The 18,524-nt window shown below is 72.2% G+C and carries 16 protein-coding genes; 9 read left to right on the plus strand and 7 right to left on the minus strand.

Going from position 1 to position 18,524, the window contains the following annotated elements; all coding sequences use genetic code 11:
* Positions 1-174: 174 nt before the first annotated feature.
* On the minus strand, positions 175-1,200 hold the full coding sequence (locus tag ACFSKW_RS41205) for a 6-phosphofructokinase (protein WP_379579499.1): 1,026 nt from the start codon (positions 1,198-1,200) through the stop codon (positions 175-177).
* Between the two features lie 121 nt (positions 1,201-1,321).
* On the opposite strand from ACFSKW_RS41205, the gene glpK reads away from it, so the two are divergent.
* Positions 1,322-2,776 (plus strand): glycerol kinase GlpK, encoded by a 1,455-nt coding sequence (gene glpK / locus ACFSKW_RS41210; protein ID WP_379579501.1) that lies wholly within the window; start codon positions 1,322-1,324, stop codon positions 2,774-2,776.
* Between the two features lie 31 nt (positions 2,777-2,807).
* Positions 2,808-3,512, plus strand: coding sequence for a Clp protease N-terminal domain-containing protein (locus ACFSKW_RS41215; RefSeq protein WP_379579503.1), 705 nt, complete (start codon positions 2,808-2,810; stop codon positions 3,510-3,512).
* Here the strand turns inward: ACFSKW_RS41215 and ACFSKW_RS41220 are convergent.
* Complete coding sequence (locus tag ACFSKW_RS41220; RefSeq protein ID WP_379579505.1) at positions 3,509-4,435, minus strand: lactonase family protein; 927 nt, start codon at positions 4,433-4,435, stop codon at positions 3,509-3,511. The genes ACFSKW_RS41215 and ACFSKW_RS41220 overlap by 4 nt on opposite strands.
* Before the next feature lie 31 nt (positions 4,436-4,466).
* Here ACFSKW_RS41220 and ACFSKW_RS41225 point away from each other — a divergent pair, with 31 nt between their 5' ends.
* Positions 4,467-5,390: a bifunctional helix-turn-helix transcriptional regulator/GNAT family N-acetyltransferase gene (locus ACFSKW_RS41225; RefSeq protein WP_379579507.1), complete on the plus strand. Its 924-nt coding sequence runs from the start codon at positions 4,467-4,469 to the stop codon at positions 5,388-5,390.
* A gap of 30 nt (positions 5,391-5,420) precedes the next feature.
* Here the strand turns inward: ACFSKW_RS41225 and ACFSKW_RS41230 are convergent, their stop codons facing one another.
* The gene (locus ACFSKW_RS41230) at positions 5,421-6,596 is read right to left on the minus strand and encodes an RNA polymerase sigma factor (RefSeq protein WP_379579509.1); all 1,176 of its coding nucleotides are present in this window, start codon (positions 6,594-6,596) and stop codon (positions 5,421-5,423) included.
* Positions 6,593-6,952 (minus strand): YciI family protein, encoded by a 360-nt coding sequence (locus tag ACFSKW_RS41235; RefSeq protein WP_379579511.1) that lies wholly within the window; start codon positions 6,950-6,952, stop codon positions 6,593-6,595. The genes ACFSKW_RS41230 and ACFSKW_RS41235 overlap by 4 nt, the downstream gene beginning before the upstream one ends.
* A 27-nt stretch (positions 6,953-6,979) precedes the next feature.
* On the opposite strand from ACFSKW_RS41235, the gene ACFSKW_RS41240 reads away from it, so the two are divergent.
* A complete protein-coding gene (locus ACFSKW_RS41240) occupies positions 6,980-7,609 on the plus strand; it encodes a GNAT family N-acetyltransferase (protein ID WP_379579513.1) in 630 nt (209 codons plus the stop codon).
* 9 nt (positions 7,610-7,618) lie between these two features.
* The gene (locus tag ACFSKW_RS41245; RefSeq protein ID WP_379579515.1) at positions 7,619-8,197 is read left to right on the plus strand and encodes a TetR/AcrR family transcriptional regulator; all 579 of its coding nucleotides are present in this window, start codon (positions 7,619-7,621) and stop codon (positions 8,195-8,197) included.
* Here the strand turns inward: ACFSKW_RS41245 and ACFSKW_RS41250 are convergent.
* On the minus strand, positions 8,179-9,276 hold the full coding sequence (locus ACFSKW_RS41250; protein ID WP_379579517.1) for an alkaline phosphatase PhoX: 1,098 nt from the start codon (positions 9,274-9,276) through the stop codon (positions 8,179-8,181). The genes ACFSKW_RS41245 and ACFSKW_RS41250 overlap by 19 nt on opposite strands.
* 140 nt (positions 9,277-9,416) lie before the next feature.
* Here ACFSKW_RS41250 and ACFSKW_RS41255 point away from each other — a divergent pair, with 140 nt between their 5' ends.
* Positions 9,417-12,119: a KAP family P-loop NTPase fold protein gene (locus tag ACFSKW_RS41255; protein ID WP_379579519.1), complete on the plus strand. Its 2,703-nt coding sequence runs from the start codon at positions 9,417-9,419 to the stop codon at positions 12,117-12,119.
* Positions 12,120-12,127: 8 nt separating this feature from the next.
* On the opposite strand, the gene ACFSKW_RS41260 is transcribed toward ACFSKW_RS41255, so the two are convergent.
* Entirely contained in the window at positions 12,128-12,595 is a 468-nt protein-coding gene (locus ACFSKW_RS41260; RefSeq protein WP_379579521.1) for a Dps family protein, read from the minus strand.
* Between the two features lie 113 nt (positions 12,596-12,708).
* Here ACFSKW_RS41260 and ACFSKW_RS41265 point away from each other — a divergent pair, with 113 nt between their 5' ends.
* The 3 genes from ACFSKW_RS41265 (at position 12,709) to mmuM (ending at position 17,233) form a co-directional block, all read left to right on the plus strand.
* On the plus strand, positions 12,709-13,620 hold the full coding sequence (locus tag ACFSKW_RS41265; protein WP_379579523.1) for a helix-turn-helix domain-containing protein: 912 nt from the start codon (positions 12,709-12,711) through the stop codon (positions 13,618-13,620).
* Positions 13,617-16,175 (plus strand): VIT domain-containing protein, encoded by a 2,559-nt coding sequence (locus tag ACFSKW_RS41270; protein ID WP_379579525.1) that lies wholly within the window; start codon positions 13,617-13,619, stop codon positions 16,173-16,175. The genes ACFSKW_RS41265 and ACFSKW_RS41270 overlap by 4 nt, the downstream gene beginning before the upstream one ends.
* A 191-nt stretch (positions 16,176-16,366) precedes the next feature.
* Positions 16,367-17,233, plus strand: coding sequence for a homocysteine S-methyltransferase (gene mmuM, locus ACFSKW_RS41275; protein ID WP_379579527.1), 867 nt, complete (start codon positions 16,367-16,369; stop codon positions 17,231-17,233).
* Here the strand turns inward: mmuM and ACFSKW_RS41280 are convergent.
* On the minus strand, positions 17,166-18,515 hold the full coding sequence (locus tag ACFSKW_RS41280; RefSeq protein WP_379579529.1) for an MFS transporter: 1,350 nt from the start codon (positions 18,513-18,515) through the stop codon (positions 17,166-17,168). The two genes, mmuM and ACFSKW_RS41280, sit on opposite strands and share 68 nt — an antisense overlap.
* Positions 18,516-18,524: the final 9 nt, after the last annotated feature.

The raw sequence follows: 18,524 nt of genomic DNA on the forward strand, positions 1-18,524 counted from the left end.
CCGGCAGGCACGCTCCAGCACACGCCTGAGGCGCGGTCGCCGAACCGGGCTCCAAGGGTACGGCCTGCGCCCCTTACATCGGGCCGCGACAGTCAGGGCGCAAGCCGTACCTGGAGGGGAATGGAGCGGTCTCCCGCTCTGCCCTCAAGGTACGGCCCGCCACTTGCAATCGGCTTAACCGAAGAAGACCTCGGCCTCCTCGTAGCGCTCGGCCGGCACGGTCTTCAGCTCCGAGGTGGCCTCGTCGAGCCCGACGCGCACGATGTCGGTGCCGCGCAGCGCCACCATCTTGCCGAAGTCGCCGGCGTGGACCGCGTCGATCGCCTGCAGCCCGAACCTGGTGGCCAGCACCCTGTCGAACGCGGTCGGCGTGCCGCCGCGCTGGATGTGGCCGAGCACGGTCGTGCGGGCCTCCTTGCCGGTGCGCTTCTCGATCTCCTTGGCCAGCACCTCGCCGATGCCGCCGAGCCGTACGTGGCCGAAGGAGTCGAGCTCGCCCGCCTGCAGCTCCATCTGCCCCTCGACCGGGTGGGCGCCCTCGGCGACCACGATGATCGGCGAGTAGCGGGTGCGGAAGCGCGACTCGACGTACTCGCAGACGCGGTCGATGTCGAACGGCTTCTCGGGGATGAGGATGACGTTGGCGCCGCCCGCCATGCCCGCGTGCAGCGCGATCCAGCCCGCGTGGCGGCCCATGACCTCGCAGATGAGCGCCCTGTGGTGGGACTCGGCGGTGGTGTGGAGCCGGTCGATGGCCTCCGTGGCGATGTTGACGGCGGTGTCGAAGCCGAAGGTGTAGTCGGTGCCCGACAGATCGTTGTCGATGGTCTTGGGCACGCCGACCACGTGGACGTCACGGTCGTACAACTGGCGGGCGACACCGAGGGTGTCCTCTCCACCGATGGCGATCAACGCGTCGATCCCGCCGGCCGCGAGATTCTCCTTGATCCGGTCGACTCCACCCTCGATCTTGATCGGGTTGGTCCGGGACGAGCCGAGTATCGTGCCGCCACGCGGCAGGATTCCTCGCACGGCCTGAATGTCGAGCGGCATGGTGTCACCCTCGAGGGGGCCACGCCAGCCGTCTCTGAATCCGACGAACTCGTGTCCGTAAACGCTGACACCCTTGCGAACAACAGCCCTGATCACAGCGTTCAGACCGGGGCAGTCTCCACCTCCGGTGAGCACTCCAATACGCATGGCGGGTTCCTCCCGATGGGGTTCACGGCCAAACTAATGGGGCGGTGCGATCGGCGTATCGCCGACGCAACGCATTGTGCCCCCTGGCACCGACAATGGTCTAGACCAAAAGGTAGGCGTCGTGAGCGTTTTGGCGATAGACGCAGGCACGACCGGTGTGACCGCGCTGGTCGTCACCGACGAGGGGCGGATCGACTCGCGGGGGTACGAGGAGTTCGCCCAGCATTTCCCCCATCCGGGATGGGTCGAGCACGCGCCGGAGGAGATCTGGCAGGCGACGCTCGCGGCCTGCCGTACGGCGCTGGAGGGGGCCTCGGCGGCGCCCACCTGTGTCGGCCTCACCAACCAGCGGGAGACGGCGGTCCTGTGGGACCGGCGGACGCTGGCCGCGCCGCGCCGCGCGATCGTCTGGCAGGACAGGCGGACGGCCGAGATCTGCGCGCGGCTGCGCGAGGCGGGTCATGAACCCCGGGTGTCCGACCTGACCGGGTTGCGCCTCGACCCCTACTTCACCGCGACCAAACTGACATGGCTGGCCTCTCACGACCCGCGCGTGTGGGAGGGGGTCACGTCGGGCAACACCGTGGTCGGCACCGTCGACTCCTACGTCGTCGCCAGGCTGACGGCGGGCGCGCGGCACGTGACCGACCCGTCCAACGCCTCCCGCACGCTCCTGTACGGCCTGGCCTCGGGCACGTGGGAGGAGGAGCTGTGCGAGCTGTTCGGCGTCCCCTCGCACGCCCTGCCGGAGATCGTGCCCAACCACGGCGAGATCGGCAGGACGGACCCCGCGGCCTTCCTCGGGCTCGACCTGCCCATCACCGGGATGGCGGGCGACCAGCAGGCGGCGCTGTTCGGGCAGACGTGCTTCGGGGCGGGCGAGGTGAAGTGCACCTACGGCACCGGCTCGTTCCTCCTGGTCAACACGGGCGCGGAGATCGTCCGCCCGGCCGCGGGCCTGCTGTCGACGGTCGCCTGGCAGACGCCCTCCGGCGAGCGCACCTACGCCGTCGAGGGCGCGATCTTCGTGACGGGGGCGGCCGTGCAGTGGCTGCGCGACGGCCTCGGCCTGATCAGCACCGCGCCCGAGTCGGAGGCGGTGGCCCGCACGGTCCCCGACAGCGGCGGCGTGGTGTTCGTCCCCGCGCTGACCGGTCTCGGCGCTCCGCACTGGGACCCCGACGCGCGCGGCACGATCACCGGCATCACCCGCGGCACGACCCGAGCCCATCTGGTGCGCGCGACGCTGGAGGCGATCGCCTTCGAGGTGCGCGACGTGGTGGAGACGATGCCCGAGGTCGCCGCGTTGAAGGCCGACGGCGGCGCCAGTTCCAACGATCTCCTCATGCAGTTCCAGGCCGACCAGCTCGGCGTCCCTGTCGAGCGTCCTGTGGTCCAGGAGACGACAGCCCTGGGCGCGGCCTTCCTTGCGGGCCTCGGCTCGGGCGTGTGGGAGTCGACGGACGAGCTGCGCAAGACGTGGCGGCTGGAGCGGCGCTTCGAGCCCGGCCAGCGGGACGACGCCGCGTACGAGCGGTGGCGCGACGCCGTGAGACGAACGTCAACTCGCGGTTGACGTCGATGGGTCGTCAACTTATGGTTGACGCATGGAGAACACCGTCAGGCTCGACGACCTGATCTCAGCGATCAAGACCCGCGGGGGCGACACCCTCGCCCAGCTCTCCGACGCGGTCACCCTCGGAGAACACCTCGGCGACGTGGCCGACCACCTCATCGGCCACTTCGTCGACCAGGCCCGCCACTCGGGCGCCTCGTGGACGGAGATCGGCCGCAGCATGGGCGTGTCCAAGCAGGCCGCACAGAAGCGGTTCGTCTCGAAGGACGGCCCGACCCTCGCCGAGGACCTGCGCAACTACGCCCGCTTCACCGAGCGCGCCCGCCACGTGGTCGTCGAGGCCCAGTCGGAGGCCCGCGACGGCGGGAACGACCAGATCGAGGTAGGACACCTCGTCCTCGGCCTCCTGCACGAGCCCGAGGGGCTCGCCGCCAAGATCATGGTCACGCTCGGCGCGGAGCCGTCGGCCGTGCGGGAGGCGGTGATCGTCCCCGCGGGGCCGGGAGGCGGCGACGTGATCGCCTTCTCCGCCCAGGCCACCAAGGCGCTCGAGCTCACCCTGCGCGAGGCGCTGCGGCTCGGCCACAACTACGTGGGCACCGAGCACATCCTGCTCGGGGTCCTCTCACTCGAGGAGGGCTCCGCGGTGGAGGCGCTCACCGGCCTGGGCGTGACGAAGGAGGAGACGGAGAAGGAGCTCAAGCGGCTGCTGTCCGGCTATCTCGGCAAGAGCTAGCGCGGCAGCACGCACGCGGGCGCGACGGCGTCGATCCTGACGTCCGTCGGCTGGGGCACTCCCCCGCGCAGGGCCAGCAGCGTGACCGCGTCGCCGGTCTGGTTGGCCACGTACATGGTGGTGCCGTCGATGGCGAAGTGCCTGGGCCATGCGGCGCCGCTGGGCACCTCCGCCACCATCGCCAGGTCCGACGCGCGGAGCACGGAGATCGTGTCGGGACCGCGGTTGCCGACGTAGACGTAGTCGCCCGCCACGTCGATGTGCGAGGGGTAGTTCGTGCCCGGCTCCTCGCTGGCGGCCGCGGCCGCCAGCTCGTTCCAGTCGCGGTCGTAGGTGCGGACCGTGGCGTCGAGTTCGCCCGCCACGTGGCAACGGCCGCCCGAGAAGACCAGGTGGCGGGGGCCCATCCCGGCGGGCAGCTTGACGAACTCCAGGGCCCGGCCGTCGAGCGTGTACCGGCGGATCTCGTCGGTGCCCAGGTCGCAGACGTGGAGCACGTCCTCGTGGAAGACGGCCTGGTGGGCGTGGGGCCGCTCCTGCCGTTCCCATACCGGGCCCGAGCCCTGGTGCGCGAGCACGATGGGGTCGCCGGCGAACGCGCCGGCCTCGTCGAGCCCGTGCAGGCTGACGACGCCGTCGCCGTAGTTGGCCACGGCCAGCAGCTCTCCGCCGGGATGCACGGCCAGGTGACACGGCTGGCTCCCCTCGCTCGACCGCTCGCCCAGGAGGGACAGCTCGCCGCCGGTCACCGCGTAGGCGGCCAGGGTGCCGCTGTCGTCCTCCCCCACGGCGTACAGCACGGGCAGCGTGGGGTGGGCCGCGAGGAAGGAGGCCTTGACGGCGCCGGTCCGCGCGACCACCTCCAGTTCCTGGCTCGCCGTGAGAATGTCGGGGCCGTATCCACCGATGAAGAGGTGCTTCACAGCAGACATCCTTTCATGCTTGACTATGTCAATGAACTCGTTGACCGAGGCAAGGATCTCCGAGATCAGGGCCTTCAATCGCTTCTACACCAAGGTGATCGGCGTCCTGCAGATCGGCATGCTCGATTCGCCCTACTCGCTGACGGAGGTGAGGGTGCTGTTCGAGCTGGCCAACGCCGAAGGGCTCGTGCTGGAGGCGGGCGAGCTGCGGCGGATGCTCGACCTCGACGCCGGATACCTCAGCAGGATCCTGACCAGGTTCGAGAGCGACGGCCTCCTCGCCAAGGAGCGCTGCTCGACCGACGCGCGCAAGCAGGTCGTCCGCCTCACCGAGGCGGGGGCCGCCACCTTCGCCCGGCTCGATCTGCGACAGAGCGAGCAGATCGGCGCGCTGCTCGACGGGCTGAGCGAGCAGGAGCAGTCGCGGCTGACCGAGGGGATGTCGTCGATCAGGACGGTGCTCGACAAGGCCTCGTCGCCCGCGCGCGTGCCGTACGTCATCAGACCTCCGCGCACGGGCGACCTCGGGTGGGTCGTGTGGCGGCACGGCACGCTCTACGGCAAGGACTACGGCTGGGGCCTCGAGTTCGAGAAGCTCGTGGCGCGGATCGTCGGCGAGTACGACCCGGAGAAGGACGCGGGGTGGATCGCGGAGATCGACGGGGCTCCCGTCGGATCGGTGTTCTGCATGCACAAGGACGAGACCACGGCGCAGCTGCGGATGCTGCTGGTGGAGCCTTCGGCGCGGGGGCTCGGCCTGGGCCGGCGGCTGGTGGAGGAGTGCCTGCGGCACGCGCGGGAGTCGGGATACAAGCGGATCATGCTGTGGACCAGGGACTCCCTGGTGAGCGCTCGAAGGATCTACCAGGCGGCGGGGTTCACGCTGGACACGGAGGAGAAGTCGGTCGAGAACGGGGTGGACGTCGTCGAGCAGGTCTGGTCCCGCGACCTCTGACCCGGAGCAGCCGGGTCGGGCACGCCGGATCTACCGGGCCGCGCGGGATTCGAGGTAGCGCCGTTCGGGGACGCTCAGCGTCGTCCTCGCCGCCAGCTCGTAATGGACGCGCGCCGTCTCCCTGTCCCCTGCCAGTTCCAGCAGGTGCGCGCGGACCGCGTGCACCCGGTGGTGCCCCGCCAGCGCGGGGTCGCCCTCGGCCGTCGCCAGCTCCGCCAGCCCCTCCGAAGGACCCGACACCATCGCCAGGGCCACGATCCGGCTGAGCGTGACCATCGGCCCTGGTGCGAGGGCCCGCAGCAGGTCGTACAGCCCGAGGATCTGCCGCCAGTCGGTGTCGCCTGCGCTCGCCGCCTCGTCGTGCACCGCCGCGATCGCCGCCTGCACCTGGTACGGCCCGACGGGCGCCCCCGACAGCGTCCTGGTCAGCAGCGCCGTCCCCTCCTCGATCAGCGCCGCGTCCCACAGCCCGCGGTCCTGCTCGGCGAGCGGCACCAGCGTCCCGTCGGCCCGTGTCCTTGCGGGCCTGCGCGCGTCGGTGAGCAGCATCAGCGCCAGCAACCCCGCCACCTCACCGTCGGCGGGCAACCGCGCGTGCAGCTGCCTGGCCAGCCTGATCGCCTCTCCGCTCAGCTCGACCCTGTTCAGCAGGGGGCCCGCGCCGGCGGTGTAACCCTCGTTGAAGATCAGGTACAGCACCTCCAGCACCGCGGTGACGCGCCCGGAGGGCGGCGAGAACGACGACCCGCTCGCCCTGATCCGCTGCTTGGCCCTGCTGATCCGCTGCGCCACGGTCGGCTCGGGGACCAGGAACGCCCTGGCGATCTCGGCGGTCGTCAGCCCGCCCACCGCCCTGAGGGTCAGCGCCACCTGCGAGTCGCTCGTCAGCGCCGGATGGCAGCACATCTGCAGCAGGGTGAGCGTGTCGTCGAGCGCGGGCTCGGCCCGCACCTCCAGCGCGGCGGCGCTCTCCTCCCTGCGGCGGCGGGCCGTCTCGTTGCGCCACAGCTCGATCCTGCGCCGGGAGGCGACCGTGATCAGCCAGCCCTTCGGATCGCGCGGCTCACCCTCCTCGGGCCACTGGACGTGCGCCGCGAGCAGCGCCTCCTGCACGGCGTCCTCGCAGGAGTCGAAGTCGCCGTAGCGGCGCACGAGCGCGCCCAGCACCTGCGGCGCCAGCTCGCGCAGCAGAGTCTCGAAGCTCACCGCAGCTCCATCACCGGCCGTACCTCGACCAGGCCGAAGGCCGCCTCCGGCACCTGCGACGCCCGCTCGACCGCGCGCTCGAAGCTGTCGCACTCGACCAGGTAGAACCCGGCCAGGTGCTCCTTGACCTCGGCGAAGGGCCCGTCGCTGGTCGTCGTCCTCCCCTCGTGCACGTGGACGCGCCTGCCCTGGGAGGCGTCGGCGAGCGCCTCCGTCACGATCAGCTCTCCGGAGGCGGCGAGCTCCTCGTTGAGCGCGGCGTACGCCTTCCATCCCTCGGCCCGCTCCTCGTCGGAAAACCGGCCCCACAGCTCCCTGGTCCTCGGATTGCTGTAGATCAGGATCAGATACTTCATTCGTCGAGATTAGTAGGAGGAACCCCCATGACGCTGGCCGAGCTGCTGTCCGACGTGGCGGCGGGGAAGGCGCCGGAGGCCGACGGAACGGTGACGATCGTGCCCCAGCCCAGCCCACGTGACATGGGCGTGATCGCCTTCACCGGGCACAGCGTGGTCTTCGCCGACCTCGACCACGGCTGGTTGCGGGACAGGCTCCCGGTCGGCGACCTGTCCGCGCCGCTGAACCCGCCGTTCCTGCGAGCGCTGGAGCTGGAGACGGGACGGACGGTGGACAACATCGACGTGCTCGTCCTCGCCCGGCCCCTCGCGGGACCGCGGCCCTCCTGGCTCGCCGAGATCACCGGCGGCGACCATCCCCGGGTGGCGCGGGCCATGAGCCATCGCGACGCCGTCCAGGTGTGGGCCTGCGAGGAGGGCGTGCTGACGATCGGCAGGGGCGTCGCGGGACGCTGGGAGGTGTCGGTGGAGGTCGGCCCCGAGCACAGGGGGCGGGGCGTGGGCAGGCGACTGGCCTCGGCGGCGCGCGGGCTGTGCGACGAGCCGCTGTGGGCACAGATCGCGCCGGGCAACGCGGCCAGCCTGCGGGCCTTCCTGGCCGCCGGGTTCGCACCCGTGGGCGCCGAGGCCCTGCTCGTGGCCGACGAAACTCGGTAAACTGCTCGCATGTCCGACCGTCCGGTACGCCGCCAGGCCCGCGGCCTCAAGCGCATGGCCGAAATCCTCGACGCGGCCGAACAGGTCATCGCGGAGGTCGGCTACCCCGACCTGACCACGAACCAGGTCGCGGCGCGGGCGGGCATGTCCCCCGGCTCGCTGTACCAGTTCTTCCGCAACAAGGACGAGATCCTCGACGGCCTGGTCGCCCGCTACACCGACGAGCGCCGCGAGTTCTGGGCCGAGCGGCTGGCCTCCGTCACCCCGGAGGTGCCGCTGGAGGCCATGGTGGCGGCCTTCGTGGACGAGAGCGTGGCGTTCAAGGGCCGCTCGCCCGCCTACTGGGCCCTGCTGTACGGCTCGGCGACGGGCGACAGGCTCGCGGCGGCCTCGCAACGCCTGCACGCGGCGATCGCCGAACAGGTCGCCGAGCTGCTGGTCCGCCGTTCCCCCCTGCTCGACCGCGACCGGGCGCTGCTCATGGGCACGATGGCCGTCTCCATGGTCAAGGCCGTCGTCCCGCACAACTCGCCGGAGCTGACACGGGAGCTGAAGGTGGCGCTGACGGGCTATCTGTCCGGCGCCTGAGCGAAGGGGCCCGTCACCTCGAAGGTGTGCCCGTCGAGGCCGCCCGAGTCACCCTTCCTGCCGCGCTGGGAGGAGAAGTAGAGCCGGCTGCCGTCGGGGGAGAACGCGGGCCCCGTCAGCTCCGAACGGTCGTGGCCCGACAGGCGCAGGAACGGTGAGACCCCTCCTGACGGGCTGACCAGGCTGATCTCCATGTTGCCGCCGTCCTCGGCGACGAACAGCTGCCCCGCGCCCGTACCGGTGACGTTGTCGGCGCCCCGCACGGTCGACAGCGCCTCCAGGCTGCCCGCGGCGGCGTCGTAGGCCCAGACCTTGCCGTCGCCCTTGGTGGTGAAGTAGCAGACGCCGTTCATGTAGTGGCAGCCCTCGCCCCCGTCGAAGTGCCTGGCGTCGTCGACCTGGTGGCGGGTGGCCCTGGTGAGCGCGGCGGGCGAGGGGACGCGCCGCCAGGCACCCGAGGTGGTCAGCACGTCGAGCGTGCCCTCCGTCAGGTCGCCCCAGTCGCGTGGCCTGAACCGGTAGAAGCAGCCGTCGGGCTCGTCCTCCGTCAGGTAGACGACCTGCCTGTCGGGGTCGCAGGCGGCGGCCTCGTGCTTGAAACGGCCCATGGCCAGGCGGGGGCGGGCGGCGCGGGAGCCGTACGGGTCGCACTCGAAGACGCGGCCTCTGAGGATCTCCTCGCACGACAGCCAGGTGTTCCACGGGGTGGCGCCGCCTGCGCAGTTGAGGTTGGTGCCCGACAGGATCCTGTACGCGTCGCGGACGGATCCTTCGGGCCCGAACCTGAGCGCGGACGCGCCACCGAGCAGCGGGATCTCGGAGTTGGACACGTAGATCCAGCCCTTGCCGTCGGGGAAGCACGCGCCGCCGTCGGGCGCGGCGTGCCAGGTCAGCCCCGCCACCTTGCGGCCCGAGCGGGCGACCACCCGGCCCGTGAAGCCCTTGGGCAGCGCGAGACCGTCGGCGTTCGGCTTCTGGAGCGCGCCGTACGGGCCGACGGAGGCGTCCGCCTTCGACGAGCCGAGCCACAGCGAGCCCACGACGACGGCGCCCGTGCGGAGGAGAGTTCTGCGCAACATAGGGCCTCCCTGTCAGTTGCCACGCTAGGCCCAAGCCCTTACCCAGTGGATCGGAATGACATGAATGGAAAGGGATCTCGCCGTCAAACTCTGCGCAAACCCTGCGCCGACCACTGATCCGGAGCCCCAGCATTCTGGACATGACACCCGTGCAGCTCGCTCCCAGGATCAAAGGGCGCAGGGCGCTGGTCTACCTGGACGGCGAGCCCTCGCGCAGGCTCGCGCACGCGCTGCGGCTGTGCGGGTTCGAGGTGGCGACCGGCGAGGCGGAGGCGCCGTTCCCCGCCCTCGCGGCGTTCCTCCAGTCGGCCGAGCCCGGCGAACTGCTGCTGGTCCGCTGGCCCGCAGGCTCGGCGTGGGTGCCGAGCGCGTTCACGGGACTGATCTCCGAGTTCGCCCGGCGGCTCGGTGACTCGTGCGCCGCCGCGCTGCTGCTGGTGGTCGACTTCGGCTGGGTTCTGCACAGCGGCCCCGGCGAGCCCGGCCACGCGCGGCTCGACGTGCCGGGCGACCCGCCGGTGGCGGCCGCCGCCCTGACGGCCTCGCTGGGCACCCGCGCCGAACGTCCAGGGCCCGCCCCCTCGCTGAGCGGGCTGCTGGCCGAGGGGCTGCTGTCGCGGCGCGGGACGGTGACAGTGTCGGACCTGTACGCCATGGCGAAGGAGGGCTACGAGGGGCTCGGCTCGGACCTGCGCGCGATCATGTTCAGCCACGGCGACATCGAGGACGTGGCGGTCAGCGCGGGCCGTCCCGAGGGAGAGGCGGCACTGGGGCAGACGGCGGCGCTGCTGAGGGCGGCGGGCGAGCGCGAGGTGCCCGAGTCGGCGGCGGAGATCGTCGCACGTGTCCACGACCTGCACCTGAGCGAGCAGGCGCGGCGGCTGCTGCCCGTGGTCGCGCTGCTCGGCTCCGCCGAGGAACTGACGGCCGACCACGCCGAGCTGCTGGACGCCCGCGAAGGCCTGGACGAGCTCGTGAGGTGGGGTCTGGCGCCTGCGCCGCACGAGGCGGTGCGCGAGTTCGGCAGGTCGCTGCTGACGCGGGAGGAGTCCGAACGGCTGGCGTGGAGCCTGCGGCGCTTGCGCGCCCGCCGCACCGCCGTACGGCCGAGGGCACGGCTGACACCGGACAGGTGGACGCTCGACGACCGGCTCGGGCACCGCGTGTACGCCGAGGCGATGGCCGCCTTCATCCGCCACCCCGACACCCAGCCGCCGCTGACGATCGGCGTGAAGGGCCCGTGGGGCGTCGGCAAGACCTCGCTCATGCGGATGGTGCAGGAGCTGCTCGACCCGGGCGCGACGGGCGAGAGCCCGGTCCGCCTGCGCCCTCCGCGCCGCGAGCGCGGCCAGGTCACCAACGCCGAGATCCTCGATCGGGTACGGCGTGCGGTCACCTCGCGCGAGGACAGGGCGGTCCCCGACGCCGACGGCGACTGGCGGCCCACCGTCTGGTTCAACCCCTGGATGTATCAGGACGGGGAGCAGGTGTGGGCGGGGCTCGCCCACGAGATCATCACCCAGGTCACCCAGCGCCTTTCCCCTACCGAGCGCGAGCGGTTCTGGCTGGAGCTGAACCTCGGCCGTGTCGACAGGGAGTCCGTCCGCCGCCAGGCCTACCAGCTGGCGCTCACCAGGCTCGTGCCCGTAGGGATCGGCCTGGCGGGAACGCTGCTGCTGTCGGGCGCGTCGCTCGCGGCCGAACAACTGCTGCCCTGGTTGAAGGGGTCGGCCGCGGCGATCGGGGCGGCGGGGGCGGTGACCGCGGTGGCCACGGGGACACAGCGGATCGCCAGGTTCTTCGGCGAGTCGGCGGGCGGCAGCTTCAGCGGCCTGATGCGCCCGCCCGACCCGCTCGGGCTCGGCTACGAGCACGACTACCGCGGCAAGGCAGGCTTCCTGCACCTGGTGCAGACCGACATGCGCAACGTGCTCGACCTGGTGGCCACGCCCGAACGCCCGCTCGTGGTGTTCGTCGACGACCTCGACCGCTGTTCGTCCGGGACGGTGGGGCAGGTCATCGAGGCGATCAACCTGTTCCTCGCGGGCGAGTTCCCCAACTGCGTGTTCGTGCTGGCGATGGAGCCCGACGTGGTGGCCGCTCACGTCGAGAGCGCCTACCGGGGGCTGCGGCTGCCCGAGGGCGTCGGCTGGCGCTTCCTCGAGAAGATCGTGCAGCTGCCTCTGAGCGTTCCCCAGCTGGACGACGACCGGTTGCCCCACTACCTGCGCGTCCTGCTCGGCATGCCGTCGGGCGACGCGCCGCCGCCCGCGGAACCGGCGCGGGAGGAGGAGGTCGACAGGGTCGAGGCGGCCATCAGGAAGCTGTCGCCCACCTCGGCGACGCTGGAGCACAGCGTCCGCCGCGCGGAGGCCGCCCTCGGCGCCCGCCCGGAAGAGGTACGGCGCGCCGCCGACCGCGTCTTCGGCGACCTCTACAGCGACGAGAACGCCTTCCACGCCATCGAGGCGACGCTGCCGTGGCTGGACCTGCGCAACCCGCGCGAGGTGAAGCGGTACCTCAACGTGTTCCGCTTCTACTCGTTCGTCACCTACCGGCGGCAGCTGGCCGGGGCGCCGCGGACGCCGGACGCGGCGGTGGCCAAACTGGCGGCGCTCACCGCCGGATGGCCGCACCTGCTGTCGACCCTTTCCAGAGAGGCGCATCCGGGCGCGACCGTACTCGACCGGCTGGAACGGGCGGCGCTGCGCGGCGACGGCGACGCATGGCTTCGCGCGCTCATGGAGGCGGACGTCGCCACGCATGGGGCGGCGGAGGAGTCGCTGCGCCTCCTGCTCGCCACGCGTCCGCCGATCGCCGCGCTCGCCACCGACCTGCTGTAGCCGCGCCTCTACCGCTGGGCCTGGAACATCCAGTGCTGCTTCTCGATGTCCTGAGTGACGGCGATGAGCAGGTCCTGGGTGACGGGGTCGGGCTCGTCGGTCGCGGCGACCCGGTCGCGCATCCTCCTGATGACGCCTTCGAGGATGTCGGTGAAGGTGGCGACGACCTTGCCGTCCTCGATCCACCCGTGCTCGGGCTGCTGCACCTTCGTCGATCCGGAGATCGTGGCCGCACGCCCATCAGGGTTGATCCCCAGCGCGACGGCCCTCTCCGCGACGGTGTCGGCGTGCTCGCGCGCCACCGCCACCAGCTCGTCCAGCTGCAGATGCAGCGGGCGGAAGTGCGCGCCGATCACGTTCCAGTGCGCCTGCTTGGCCACCAGAGACAGATCGATCAGGTCGACCAGCGCCCCCTGCAGGGCCTCCGCGACGATCTTCCGCGCGTCACCCGACAGCGCTCCGGTGATCGTGGCCATGAGGTTGTCCTCCCGTCGCTCGACACATGAGGTTCTGTCTGAAACAACCAACATCACCAGCCGAATCTTCCCCGGCCTTGACACTGCAATGATGACAGTGTCATCGTTGCAGTATGAGCGAGACCTGGACGATCGGCGAGCTGGCGCGGCACGCGGCCGGCGAGTTGCGCACGTCGGGCCAGCAGGTCAACGGGCGGGTGCGCGAAGTGCCGAGCGAACGGCTGATCAGGTGGTACGCCACGATCGGGCTCCTCGACCCGCCGCTCACCAGGCGCGGCAGGGTGGCCCTCTACGGCCGCCGCCATCTGCTGCAACTGGTGGCCATCAAGCGCATGCAGGCCGACGGCGCGTCCATCGCGGAGATCCAGGCCGCCCTGACGGGCGCCACCGACGCGATGCTCGCCCACGCCGCCCGCCTCCCCGTCCCCCCGCCCACCGCGGACCCGTCGCCGCCCGCCCCGTCGCCGCCCGCCATATCCCCGCAGGCCGAGTCCCTACACGCGGAGTCCCCACACGCGGAGTCCCCACACGCGGAGTCCCCACACGCGGAGTCCCCACACGCGGAGTCCCCACACGCGGAGTCCCCACACGCGGAGTCCCCACACGCGGAGTCCCCACACGCCGTGTCCCCGCACGCCGGGCCGCCGTCTCACCTCGACGGGCAGGCGGCCCCTTCCCCCGGCCCCTCCCTCTCCCCTGCCGCACCGCCGTCACCCGCCGCCGAGCCCGCCCCGCCCGCCCCCGGCTCGATCCCGCCCGCCCCCGCCTCCACGACGCCGCCCTCCGCGCCTGACACCGTGTGGCCGGGCGAAGGGGCCAAGGTGAGATTCTGGGCGCGGGCTCCGGAGTCGGCTCCGCGCTCGTGGCCCGTCCACGGCGTACGGCTGGCCGAAGGCGTGACGCTGCTCATCGACGGCGCCGGCCGTACCCCGTCAGAAGCCGACCTCGAGGCAGTCCTCGCCGCCGCCGGACCGCTTCTCGCGGTGCTCGAAGAGCGCCGCCTTCACGAAGGGAGCGCGATATGAAGATCATCTCGCTGGACCCGACCGAGTGCCTGCCGGTCCCCGAGGCAGGCATGGGCGCGCTGCGGACCGAGCGCGGCAACCTGCCCCTGGAGAGCGTCGACATCGCCGCGCGGATCTCGGGCCTGATCGCGGGCGTGGAGGTGACGCAGGCTTTCCGCAACCCGTTCGACGTGACGCTGGAGGCGACCTACGTCTTCCCGCTTCCCGACAGGGCGGCCGTGACCGCGTTCACGATGGAGGCCGACGACCGGGTGATCGAGGGCGTGCTCAAGGAGCGCGGCCAGGCCAGGGCCGACTACGACAGGGCGCTGAGCGAGGGCAGGCGGGCCGCGCTCGCCGAGGAGGACAGGCCCGACGTCTTCACGATCACCGTCGGCAACATCCTGCCGGGCGAGCGGGTCACCGTGCGCCTCACGCTGAGCCAGCCGCTCCCGTACGAGGACGGCGCTGCCACCTTCCGCTTCCCCCTGGTCGTGGCGCCGCGCTACATCCCCGGCGACCCTCTCGACGGCGCCCCCGCGGGTGGCGGCGTGGCCCCCGACACCGGAGCCGTCCCCGACGCCTCCCGCATCACCCCGCCGGTGCTGCTGCCCGGCTTCCCCCATCCGGTACGGCTGTCGCTGCGCGCCGACGTCGACCCCGCGGGCCTCGAGCTGCGTGAGCTCGCCTCCAGCCTGCACGTCGTCCAGCGCGAGGGCACCACCGTGGAGTTGCAGCCCGGCGAACGCCTCGACCGCGACTTCATCCTCCGCATGGGCTTCGAGGCGTCGACGGCGCTGCTGCTCGACGGCGAGGGCACCTTCAACCTGACCGTGCTGCCGCCCGCGCTGCAGGAGCGGCGCGCGCCGCGCGACGTGGTGCTGCTGCTCGACCGCTCGGGCAGTATGACCGGCTGGAAGATGGTGGCGGCCAGGCGCGCGGCGGCCCGCATCGTCGACACGCTGACGTCCGACGACAGGTTCGCTGTGCTCGCCTTCGACTCCGTGGTGGAGCAGGCGTTCGAGGGGCTGCGCGAGGCGACCGACCGCAACCGCTATCGCGCGGTCGAGCACCTGGCCAGGGTCGATGCCCGTGGCGGCACCGAACTGCTCGCCCCGCTGCTACAGGCCGTCGCCCTGCTCGCCCACCCGTCGCCGCCCACGGCCTCTCGTTCGACGGCCGGCGCCTCGCCCTCCCCCACGAGCCCGGCCACCGCCGGCTCGGGCACGAGCCCGGACACGGGACAGGCCACAGGGCAGTCCACGGGGCCGGCCGGGGAGCAGGGCGCCCGCGACCGGATCGTCGTGCTGGTCACCGACGGCCAGGTCGGCAACGAGGACCAGATCCTCGAGCAGGCCGGAGGAGCGCTCTCGGCCATGCGGGTGCACGTCGTCGGCATCGACAGGGCCGTCAACGCGGGCTTCCTCGGCAGGCTGGCCGGCCTCGGCGCGGGCCGATGCGAACTGGTCGAGTCGGAGGACCGCCTCGACGCGGCCATGGAGCAGATCCACCGCAGGATCGGGGCCCCGCTGGTCACCGACCTGTCGCTGAAGGGCCTCGACGTCGAGACCGGCACCGTCACCCACCTGGGCTCGATCTTCCCTGGCGTGCCGCTGACGGTGTCGGGGCGCCACCGCGAAGGCTCCTCCGTCACCGTCCACGGTCTCGCGGGCGGCACGCCGTGGGAGCAGACCGTCCCGGGCACCGTGGTGGACAACCCCGCCATCCGCGCGATCTGGGCCCGCGCGCACCTGCGCGACCTCGAGGACCGCTACGCCATGGGCGAGCACGACCTCGAGTCCGGGATCGTGGAGACGTCGCTCGCGTACGGTGTGCTGTGCCGTTTCACCGCCTATGTGGCGATCGACACCCACCAGGTCGCCGACGGCACGCCCGAGCATCGCGTGATCCAGCCCGTCGAGCCGCCCAGCGGGTGGGAGATGCCCGCCATGCCGCCCTCGGCGTCCGGCATGATGTTCACCGCCATGGCCGCCGCCGCTCCCTCGGCGCCACCGCCGCCGGCCCCGCGCCGTCCGGCCGGCCCTGGCGTGCCGCGCAGCCTCCCCGAGCCCGGCGCCCCCGCCCCGCTCGGCGGGACCGCGGGCTTCGGCGGAGGCGGGACGCAGGACGGCCAGGCGAGCGTCGACTGGATGGAGCAGGAGCAGTCCCGCGGCGGCCCCGGTGGGGCCGGTATCACCGGGCCTGCGGGCCGCCGCCCGTCCTTCGGCAGGGCGGCCGGGCTCGGCCGCGGAAGGAGCGCCCCGCAGCCGCCGCCGGTCAGGCACGAGCTCGACCTGGTGAGGCCACAACTGGGGGCCGAACTCGAACGGCTGAAGACGGTCCTCGTCGACCGCCGGCTCTACCTGGCCGACCTGGGCAGCCGCCTGGCCGCGCTGGCCGCCTACCTCGGCGGTCACGCCGAACTGTCGGCGCTGGCCACCGAGCTGGAGACGGCCGAGGACCCCGGCACCGACGCGGACGCCCTGTGGGCTCGCGCCGTAGAGGTCCTGACCAGGCTCGTGGGCGACTCCGCCGGCGGCACCACCCGCCCTCGCCCGTTCTGGAAGCGGGGCTGACCTCCACCCGGCGACAAGGGTGCATCCTCCGGAAGAAGCCCGAACGGACATCGGGTCGAGGGCGCCGGGGCCCGAAGGCCCCTGCCCCACGAGGATGCACCCACCCGAGGGATCCGAACGCGCGCCTTGAACGAGGGCACCTCGGGTCGAGGGCGGGAAAACGGCTGGAGAAGAGAGCATAAAGTGATGGTGTGAGCACACTTGTCCTGGATGGCGGTCTCGCCACTCACCTCGAAGCGCTGGGCGCCGACCTGCGCGACGAGCTCTGGTCGGCCCGCCTGCTGCTGGAAGATCCCGCCCTCATCCGCCGGGTCCACGCCGACTACTTCGCGGCGGGCGCGCAGGTGGCGACCACCGCCAGCTACCAGGCCTCGATCCCTGGCTTCGTCAAGCGCGGCATGTCCGAGCAGGAGGCCGCCGACCTCATCGCCCTCTCCGTCACGCTCGCCGTTCAGGCCAGGGACGAGGCAGGCGGCGGGCTGGTCGCCGCCAGCGTCGGTCCCTACGGCGCATACCTGGCCAACGGCGCGGAGTACACCGGCGACTACGACCTCGACGAGGACGGGCTGGCCGACTGGCACCGTCCCCGGTGGGAGATCCTCGCGGGATCGGAGGCGGACCTGCTGGCCTGCGAGACCATCCCGTCGTTCGCCGAGGCCAAGGCAATCAGCCGCCTCCTGGAGGAGACTCCGGAGGTGAAGGCGTGGATCGCCTTCTCCTGCAGGGACGACAGGCATCTCAACGACGGCACCCCGATCAGGCGGGCCGCGGCCCTGTTCGCGGACAACCCGCAGGTCCTCGCGGTGGGCGTCAACTGCACCTCGCCGTCGCACATCTCGGGGCTGATCCGCGAGCTGGCCGGGTTCACGGTCGTCGCCTACCCGAACTCGGGTGAGACCTGGGACGCCGAGGCCCAGCGCTGGCGCGGGTTCGCCGACCCCGTCGAGTACGGCGACGCCGCCAGGCAGTGGCGGGATCTGGGCGCGTCGTTCATCGGCGGCTGCTGCCGTACGACGCCTGAGCACGTGAAGCGGGTGCGCGAAGCCAGCGCAGGGTGAGCAGCCCACCGGCGAGCACGACGACCGCGACGACGAGGTAGCCGGCGCTCATGCCTCTGGTGGCCAGGGCGGTCCCCATGACGGCGACGCCGACGGCGCTGCCCAGCTCGCGGGCGGCGCTGGTGAGGCCGGAGCCGAGCCCGGCCCGCTCGGGCGGCAGCGCGGCCACGGCGGTGTGCGAAAGGTGCGGGAGGCTGAGCCCCATGCCTGCGCCCATGAGTGTGGGCCCGACGGCGTAGAGCACGTACGGCGTGCCCGCGCCCGCGAACGACAGCGCCACCAGCCCGGCGAGCACCAGCGCGAGGCCCGCCAGGACCGCCCTGCGCTGGTCGAAGCGCGCCGACAGCCGCGACAGCACGATCATCGGCACCGTGAGCGGCAGGATCGCGAGCCCGGTGAGCAGCGGCGAGAAGCCCATGACCTCCTGCAGGTAGCGGGCGTTGACGAAGAACAGCGCGAACAGCCCGAAGAAGAGCACCGCGACGCCGAGCGTTCCCGCACGCAGTCCCGTCCTGGCGAACAGGCGCGGGTCGAGCAGCGGCCCCGCCGTACGGAACTGGTGGGCGACGAAGCCCGCGAGCAGGACGGCGGCGAAGGCGAAGGCGCCGAGCACGGGGGCGCTGGTCCAGCCGTGCGAGGGCCCCTCGATGACGCCGAACAGCAGCGCGACGGAGCCTGCGATCAGCAGGGCGGCACCCGGCAGGTCGAGGTCGGCGTGGTGGCGGGGCAGCCGGGGCGCGAGCCTGGCGGTGAGGAGCGCGAGCAGCCCTGCGATCGGCACGGGGATCAGGAACAGCGCCTGCCACGGCAGGTACTGCATGACGAGCCCGCCGCCCACGTTGCCGAGGACGCCCGCGACGCCGGTGGCGGCGGTCCAGGTGGCGATGGCCTTGCCGCGTTCCTCCGGCGGGTGGACGCCGACGGTGAGCGAGAGCGAGGCGGGCATGACGAGCGCAGCGCCCGCGCCGCTGAGCGCCCGGGCGGCGATGAGCACCCCGGTGGCCGGGGCGAGCGCGGCGGCCAGGCTGCCGAGCGCGAACACGGCGAGGCCGGTGATGAGCACACCCTTGCGCCCGAAGCGGTCGCCCGCCGCGCCCGCGGGGATGAGCAGGCAGGCGAAGACGATGACGTAGGCGTCGACGATCCATACCAGCTGCGAGGGGCTCGGTCGGAGCGCGCTGGCGGCGAGGGTGGGGATGGCCAGGTTGACGGCGGCCACCAGGGAGACCGCCAGGACGACCGAGGCCGCCATGACGGCCAGGATCCTTGATCTTTCGGGCATGCGGGAACC

Source organism: Nonomuraea mangrovi (genome assembly GCF_042681425.1).
GTDB classification, from domain to species: Bacteria; Actinomycetota; Actinomycetes; order Streptosporangiales; family Streptosporangiaceae; genus Nonomuraea; species Nonomuraea mangrovi.

Bases quoted from the DNA above. Each gene is read 5' to 3' on its own strand.
- ACFSKW_RS41205 (WP_379579499.1), bottom strand. From the start codon at position 1,200: ATGCGTATTGGAGTGCTCACCGGAGGTGGAGACTGCCCCGGTCTGAAC.
- ACFSKW_RS41215 (WP_379579503.1), top strand. From the start codon at position 2,808: ATGGAGAACACCGTCAGGCTCGACGACCTGATCTCAGCGATCAAGACC.
- ACFSKW_RS41225 (WP_379579507.1), top strand. From the start codon at position 4,467: ATGAACTCGTTGACCGAGGCAAGGATCTCCGAGATCAGGGCCTTCAAT.
- ACFSKW_RS41235 (WP_379579511.1), bottom strand. From the start codon at position 6,952: ATGAAGTATCTGATCCTGATCTACAGCAATCCGAGGACCAGGGAGCTG.
- ACFSKW_RS41240 (WP_379579513.1), top strand. From the start codon at position 6,980: ATGACGCTGGCCGAGCTGCTGTCCGACGTGGCGGCGGGGAAGGCGCCG.
- ACFSKW_RS41245 (WP_379579515.1), top strand. From the start codon at position 7,619: ATGTCCGACCGTCCGGTACGCCGCCAGGCCCGCGGCCTCAAGCGCATG.
- ACFSKW_RS41250 (WP_379579517.1), bottom strand. From the start codon at position 9,276: ATGTTGCGCAGAACTCTCCTCCGCACGGGCGCCGTCGTCGTGGGCTCG.
- ACFSKW_RS41255 (WP_379579519.1), top strand. From the start codon at position 9,417: ATGACACCCGTGCAGCTCGCTCCCAGGATCAAAGGGCGCAGGGCGCTG.
- ACFSKW_RS41260 (WP_379579521.1), bottom strand. From the start codon at position 12,595: ATGGCCACGATCACCGGAGCGCTGTCGGGTGACGCGCGGAAGATCGTC.
- ACFSKW_RS41265 (WP_379579523.1), top strand. From the start codon at position 12,709: ATGAGCGAGACCTGGACGATCGGCGAGCTGGCGCGGCACGCGGCCGGC.
- ACFSKW_RS41270 (WP_379579525.1), top strand. From the start codon at position 13,617: ATGAAGATCATCTCGCTGGACCCGACCGAGTGCCTGCCGGTCCCCGAG.
- ACFSKW_RS41280 (WP_379579529.1), bottom strand. From the start codon at position 18,515: ATGCCCGAAAGATCAAGGATCCTGGCCGTCATGGCGGCCTCGGTCGTC.